Below are 6,244 nucleotides of genomic sequence, written 5' to 3'. Positions count from 1 at the left end.
CCTTAATGCCGCTGCTGCAAATCAAAAAATCCCAGCTGGCCCATGATCCAAGTTCCCTCGCTGCCTCAGCATCCTTGAACCGGATTTTAATCCCCAAGGGAAGGGCCTGGTTTTCGAGGTGGCCCTCAAATGTCGAACCACCGTCTGCACGCACGGCTAAAACTGGTCCGGTCGGTATAGCCCAATGCTTCCGATATGGCCTCTTTCGACATTTTATCTTGCCCCAACATTTTTGTTGCTCGTTCTTTCAGATGATCATCCAACATCGTTCGAAATGAAGTTTGATTTGCCGTGAGCTTCGTTCCTTCGTCACTACGATGAAACCAAAACACTCCTTAAATCACAACATCAATTTGGTGACATAAGTGCTGACGGGGAACAACTCACAGACTATTCGGTGTCAGTACGAGCTCGGGATACGATAAGCGAGGCGAACTCGTTCTGCCGCATTGGGAGATTGATTGTTTCGGTCGCGACGAGTTGGCCGTTCTCGAAATGATGATATTCGCCGGCATCCTCGCTCTCCCCATGTTGCTCCTCGATCACTTCCGAATCGGAGCGAATGCCGAGACCCTGAAGCTTCATGCCAGCAAGGTCGGACCAAAAACGCGGCACGGCCGGAGCGGGAGCGGGTTTATCACACAGGCTGGCGGCCGCCAATTTCGCCTGATGCATAGCGTTATGGATCGTCTCGATCCGGACTTTGCCTCGCGCGAATTCATTCGGCCCCCGCGCGCAATCACCAATTGCATAAATGCGCTCATCCGACGTGCGCATTTCCTCATCCACCAGTATACCGTCATCGCAAGTAAGTCCAGCCTTGAGTGCAAGGCTTTCCTGTGGCATCGCTCCAATTCCAATGATAACCAGCTGGGCGGGCAATCGAGTTCCATCGGCTAGCTCCAAGGCTTTTACCGAACCGGACTCGCCTTCGATCCGGGCGACCGCCTTTTCAAACAGGAAGTGTATGCCCGCCTTTTCCAGTCGCTGCGTCACTTGCGCCGCGACCGAAACCGATGCGACCCGAGCGAGGACGCGTGCACCCGCCTCGACCACCGTCACGGGTCTATTAAGGGTGGTAAATGCCGAGGCGACTTCAAGGCCAATCACCCCAGCGCCTACAACGACCGCTTCGGCCGACAAATTATCGCGCATCGCGCGCCGCAGCGCCGCAGCATCATCCAGGCTGCGCAAATAGAAAACACCTTTCAGATCCGCCCCCGGCACGTCGAGCCGACGCGGCGCGGCACCCGTGGCGAATACTAACCTATCATAAGGAATTTCCTCGCCAGTTTCGGTCACAATCACAGCACGTTTGCGGTCGATCAGGGCAACCTCCTGGCCCAGCCTGAGCACGATTTCATTTTCCTCAAGAGCGCTCGCTGGACGCAACGGAATGGGGCTGGGATCGTTATCGGATAGCAACCAGTTCTTCGAAAGCGGCGGACGTTGATAGGGATCGTGATGCTCGGTACCAAATACCGTGACATTCCCTGCGAAACCGTTCTGGCGCAGATTTAGCGCTAGATTGATCCCAGCAGTCCCGCTCCCAATGATTACAATTCTCTTAATTGATTGCATGAAGTATTTTCCTTGTACCTATAGTAAGTTTTTTGCCTGCGCGGTCGCGACCAACTGACTCCGCTTAGAGACACCGAAGCGTTCGAACAGCCGCTTGACATGCCATTTCGCGCCGCTTTCGCTGATCGAGAGTTGTGCTGCGATTTCCTTGTTCGTCATGCCCCGGGCAATATATTGGAGGACAAGATATTGCTTGCGGGTAAGCCGCCCTGCCAGAACCGGCACGAGGCCCTTATCTGAGGAGCCGACGCTCGGCTCCATCGAATGAAGCGCTTCGCCCTTACGCCCGATTGTATCGAAGAACTGTATCGTTTCTGGCACGATGCGAAGGAGCAGTGCCATCATCCACTCACGTGTCGTGCGGCAGCCATTCAGTGCTACGAGTTCTTCCGCTTCGCGAAAAGCACGTTCCGCGTCCCTAGTCGAACCCAGCAGGACAAGCGCCGTAGCGAGACAATATTGGGCGGCGGCCGCCGCACGCAAGTCGCCCATTGTGCCCGCCTCGCGCAACGCGAGACGGGCGTGCTGTTCAGCAAGCCCGAAACGCGACTTGCCGATCTCGATGAGCGCTCGCACACGGGCGAGGCGCGCATCCAACGCCTGGAGCTGGTTGGCCGAAAGGATCGCAGCGTTGGGCTTGGGCAGATTAACGTCTGCGTCCGCTCCGTCCTCCAGCAAGTGAAATTCGGCGAGATTGATTTCCGCCAGATAACGTAAGCGGGGCAATTGGCGGCGGTGAGCCGTGGCGCGGACCTTTTCCATCAGGGCAAATGCCTCAGTTGTTAGTCCCTTCAACGCCATCCGCCTTGCCGCAGCCTGGGTCACTCCGGCGAGCACATCCACCACCCCATATTCCATTGCGAAATTAATGGCGTCGTGTTCGAGCCCCTCTGGCATGACACCTTCTTTGATCTCTTCGCAAAGTTGATATTCGAACGCCTGCAGGAGATTTGAGGCGAAGGGCGAACGTTCAACAGCGATATCAGAGCTCTCGCGCGATTGTTTTACGAGTTTACGAGCCCGTAGCATCTTGCCGCTCCGCATCGCCGCGAGCACGTGAGCGACCGAGAGCCAGCCCGAAGCGTAACGCTGACGCGCGTATCGATTGATTGAGAAAGCCTTCCGAGAAAGCTTCGACAGATCTTCGAATTGCCGCTCGCTCGCAGCGATAAATGCTAAGCAGGTATAAGCCGCGCCTGCGCCAACCTCGTTATCCTCTCCAAAACTATCGATCCATTGGTGGCATAGTCTGGTGCTTTCATCCAATTCATCATGTGTCGCCTTGCCAATAGCGAATACGAGTTCGGGCCAACCCCTGGGTTGGCCGTAGAGGTTCTGGCCGGCGTATTCAGTTGCGGCCATGCCTTCGAGCACTTCGTCTGCCACCTGCGCCTGCTGGCTGAAATACATCGTCCAGGCATAGCCGAATGCCAAGGCTGGCAGGCGATTCAACTGGTCACGAGGAACCGAAGCGAACCATTCTCGTAGACCCGCAATTTCTCCCTGTCGTAATGCAATATCGATAAGCACGCCTGCGCTTACCCGGTGCGCCCAGCGATGGTCGTGGGCATCCAAAGCAGCAGTTATCGTCTCGCGGTATTCGCCTTGTCGCCAATGCCAGTAGGCGATGCGCTTCAACAAATAGGAAATTCGGTCTGGCATGAGTACGCGCAACTCCTCGCGCAGAAAATCGCGGAGCACCGGGAGCATTACTAACTTCTCCCCATCATTCGCCAGCCCTGCAACCAGCACACCATGGACAGCGCTCAGGCGCTTGAGCCAATGTTCTAGGTCCGAATTCGCTTTAAAAACATAGCGATAGCTTTCCGGTGTAACCGTTTGCAAGATTGAGGCGTTACGCAGAACTTCCCGTTCTTCGACGGTCAATTTGGCAAACACGTCGTTATGCAAGAAGTTCTGCACTTCTGGCCACTGTATGGGCGAAGATAATGGCTCGGCTCGGTCGACAGCGAAACGCAGCAATGCGGGCCAGCCGCCAGTCAGTTCCAAAGCGCGTTCAGTGGACCATGGCGCCCCCGATAGAAGGGCAAGTTCATCTATCTCGGCTTCGTTGAATGCTAAGCTTTCCGACCGCATTCTTACGACCCCGGGCAAAAGAGCGAGCCGTGACAAAAACTCCACGCCAATGGGGGCGAAGGCAAGTTTGACGCTGGAAGGCGTCTCGCAGATAATCCGCTCCGCCAAGTCAGCAAAAGCCGGTATAAATTCGTCGAAACACAACAAGATTGGCTGCTCGGTTTTCCAAAGCCGGGCGAACAGTACAGCCTCTCCCTCGTGCACGCCCTTTGTTTGCGGCGCATCCGGTCCCGACAACTGATCGAGGATGGCCTGCATCACACGTTCTACACACGAACCATCGCTGCCCTCCGCAGTTTCGAACTCAGCGAGGCTAAGGTAAGCTGCGTTCCCGGAACCTGCATCTTCTGCCATGATCGCCAACTGCGTCGATTTCCCAAAGCCGCTGGGTGCGCAGTAGACGAGCGCCTTCGCACCTTGATGGGCCTCATGCGAGAGGCGCTCGCGCCGGATGGCAGACTGAGCAAAAACGTGCCTGCGCTGGGCCATGCGTCTGTTGTATAACTGCAAGGTGGGGTCGAGCCCTTCTTGCCCGAGCGGCGTTTTCCCGTCGACCCCACCCGCTGTCATCATAATGATTCCTCTTAACTTCGGCGGCACCGACCGCTGCTTATCTGTCCCGGCAATTGAATTTGCCGTACCGGGAATGCGGATCAGGAGTGTCGTCAGAAGCGATAGGCAAGGCCAATATTGACGACAATTGGGTCCACGCCGACCTTGGCCTTGACTCGCGCGGGGCCAAGATTACCGCTGATATTTCCATTGAAAGGAATATAGCGGGTATCGAGGTTGAGCAATAGGCTCGAATTCAGAGCTACACGCGTTCCGACCTGCAGCGCGGGAGCCCAAGTGTCGCGCACATCGAATTCGGCAATTGCGCCGTCTTTCTCGTTTAGGAATAGCAGGCGCGCTACGCCTCCCCCTGCATAAAGAGAGACGTTACTCCCGATCGGCTGATGATATTGAAGCGACAACACCGCAGGTCCATAATCAGTCGAGCCGAGCGCAAGACCTCCGATAGAGCCGGTTCCTTGCAGCCTCGCGCTAGCAGGGATACCGCCGAACAGATTCACCGCAATCCGGTCAGACAGAAAATAGGATAGGTCGAAAGTGACCGTTTCGTCATTATTGATGGTGACGCCTGCTCCCGGCAGGTCACCCCCGCCAACCGAAACCTCGTCCAACTGCTCACTGGTCAAAACCTCTGACGCGGAAACAGCGACTACGAAATCCCCGCGTTTATACATGCCGCCATCTTGGGCTGAAGCCGCACTCCCCCACATGAGAGCCAGACCCAGAACACAACAGGATGTCGGGAATTTTACATTGAATGGATTCATTTCTTCTCTCCCAGATACAGTTATCTTGTCCGGGCCAGGCCCAGCTTCACTAATTTCTCCGGGCACCGCCGGAGTTTTCTTGAGACCGAGCGGCCTCAGGCAGCATTTGCGTCCAACGTACCGACCTTGCCCAAAATCATGTCGGCGGCGTTCTCTGCAATCATCATGGTCGGCGCATTGGTATTACCGGCCACGAGGCTGGGCATGATCGAGGCGTCCACGACCCGGAGGCCTGAGATACCCCGGACACGAAGCGAGGCGTCGACTACGGACTCTGCATCCGCACCCATTCGGCAGGTGCCCGTGGGATGGTAAATTGTTTCGGCAGTGTCGCGGATAAACGCGGCAATTTCATCGTCTGTCTGGACCGACGGCCCGGGATGCACCTCAGCAGCACTATGAGCGGCCATCGCCGGCGCATCCAGAATGCGCCGACCGATCTTGAATGCCGCGATTATTGTCTTGAGATCATCAGGATCGGCTAGGTATCCAGGCTGGATCAGCGGGTCGGCCATTGGATCAGATGATTTCAAGGAAATGTAACCGCGGCTTTTCGGCAGCAGATCGCAGATATGAAGCGTGTAACCATATCCGAAGGCAAGTTTTCGCCCGTGATCTTTGAGATAAGTAGGCAGAAAGTGGAACTGAACATTGGGCCGGTCTCGGTCGGGCGAAGACTGGACAAAACCACCTGCTTCCGCAACGTTGCTGGTAAGAAAGCCCCGCCGTGAAAAAATATACGACCACAGACCGCCGAGGGCTCTTGGTATGAAGCTGGCTGCCACCCCGATCGGCTTGCGCGAATTTGCTGCGTTCATGATGGTGACGTCGAGGTGATCGGCCATGTTCTGACCGACCTCGGGTAAATCGTGTACGATCGGAATGCCATTATGGCGCAGCACCGCACGATCCCCGATCCCCGACAGCATCAGCAATTGTGGAGAATTCACCGTGCCACCAGACAATAGGACTTCACCGCCCGGTTTGAGCTTCAACTTCTTTGATTCGCGCCCTTGTCGGAAAGCGACACCTACGGTCGATTTGCCATTCATCAACACGCGCTCGGCGCGCGCATCGGTAATGATGTGCAGGTTCGCCCGCCCCTCGACCTGACGCAAAAAGGCCTGCGCTGAACTCCATCGCCGACCGTCGCGCTGTGTCACTTGGTAATATCCGATGCCCTCTTGGCTGTCCGCGTTGAAATCCGGATTGACCGGGAACTGGAG

Annotated in this window: 4 protein-coding genes; all 4 read right to left on the bottom strand. The window is 56.1% G+C overall.

All coding sequences use genetic code 11. From position 1 onward, the window contains the following. Nucleotides 1–390 precede the first annotated feature (390 nt). Nucleotides 391–1,581, bottom strand: a complete 1,191-nt coding sequence (locus tag V7680_RS14670) for an NAD(P)/FAD-dependent oxidoreductase (RefSeq protein WP_335654009.1) — start codon at nucleotides 1,579–1,581, stop codon at nucleotides 391–393. A gap of 18 nt (nucleotides 1,582–1,599) precedes the next feature. Further along, nucleotides 1,600–4,251, bottom strand: coding sequence for a helix-turn-helix transcriptional regulator (locus V7680_RS14665; protein WP_335654008.1), 2,652 nt, complete (start codon nucleotides 4,249–4,251; stop codon nucleotides 1,600–1,602). Between the two features lie 92 nt (nucleotides 4,252–4,343). After that, on the bottom strand, nucleotides 4,344–5,018 hold the full coding sequence (locus tag V7680_RS14660; RefSeq protein WP_100092262.1) for an OmpW/AlkL family protein: 675 nt from the start codon (nucleotides 5,016–5,018) through the stop codon (nucleotides 4,344–4,346). A 95-nt stretch (nucleotides 5,019–5,113) separates the two neighbouring features. After that, on the bottom strand, nucleotides 5,114–6,244 hold a 1,131-nt coding region (locus V7680_RS14655), incomplete at its 5' end, for a GMC family oxidoreductase (RefSeq protein WP_335654007.1).

Source organism: Parasphingorhabdus sp. (assembly GCF_036963705.1).
Lineage (GTDB): Bacteria > Pseudomonadota > Alphaproteobacteria > Sphingomonadales > Sphingomonadaceae > Parasphingorhabdus.
Note: the sequence above shows the minus strand (reverse complement) of the source record. Positions and strands in the feature narration are given on the sequence as shown.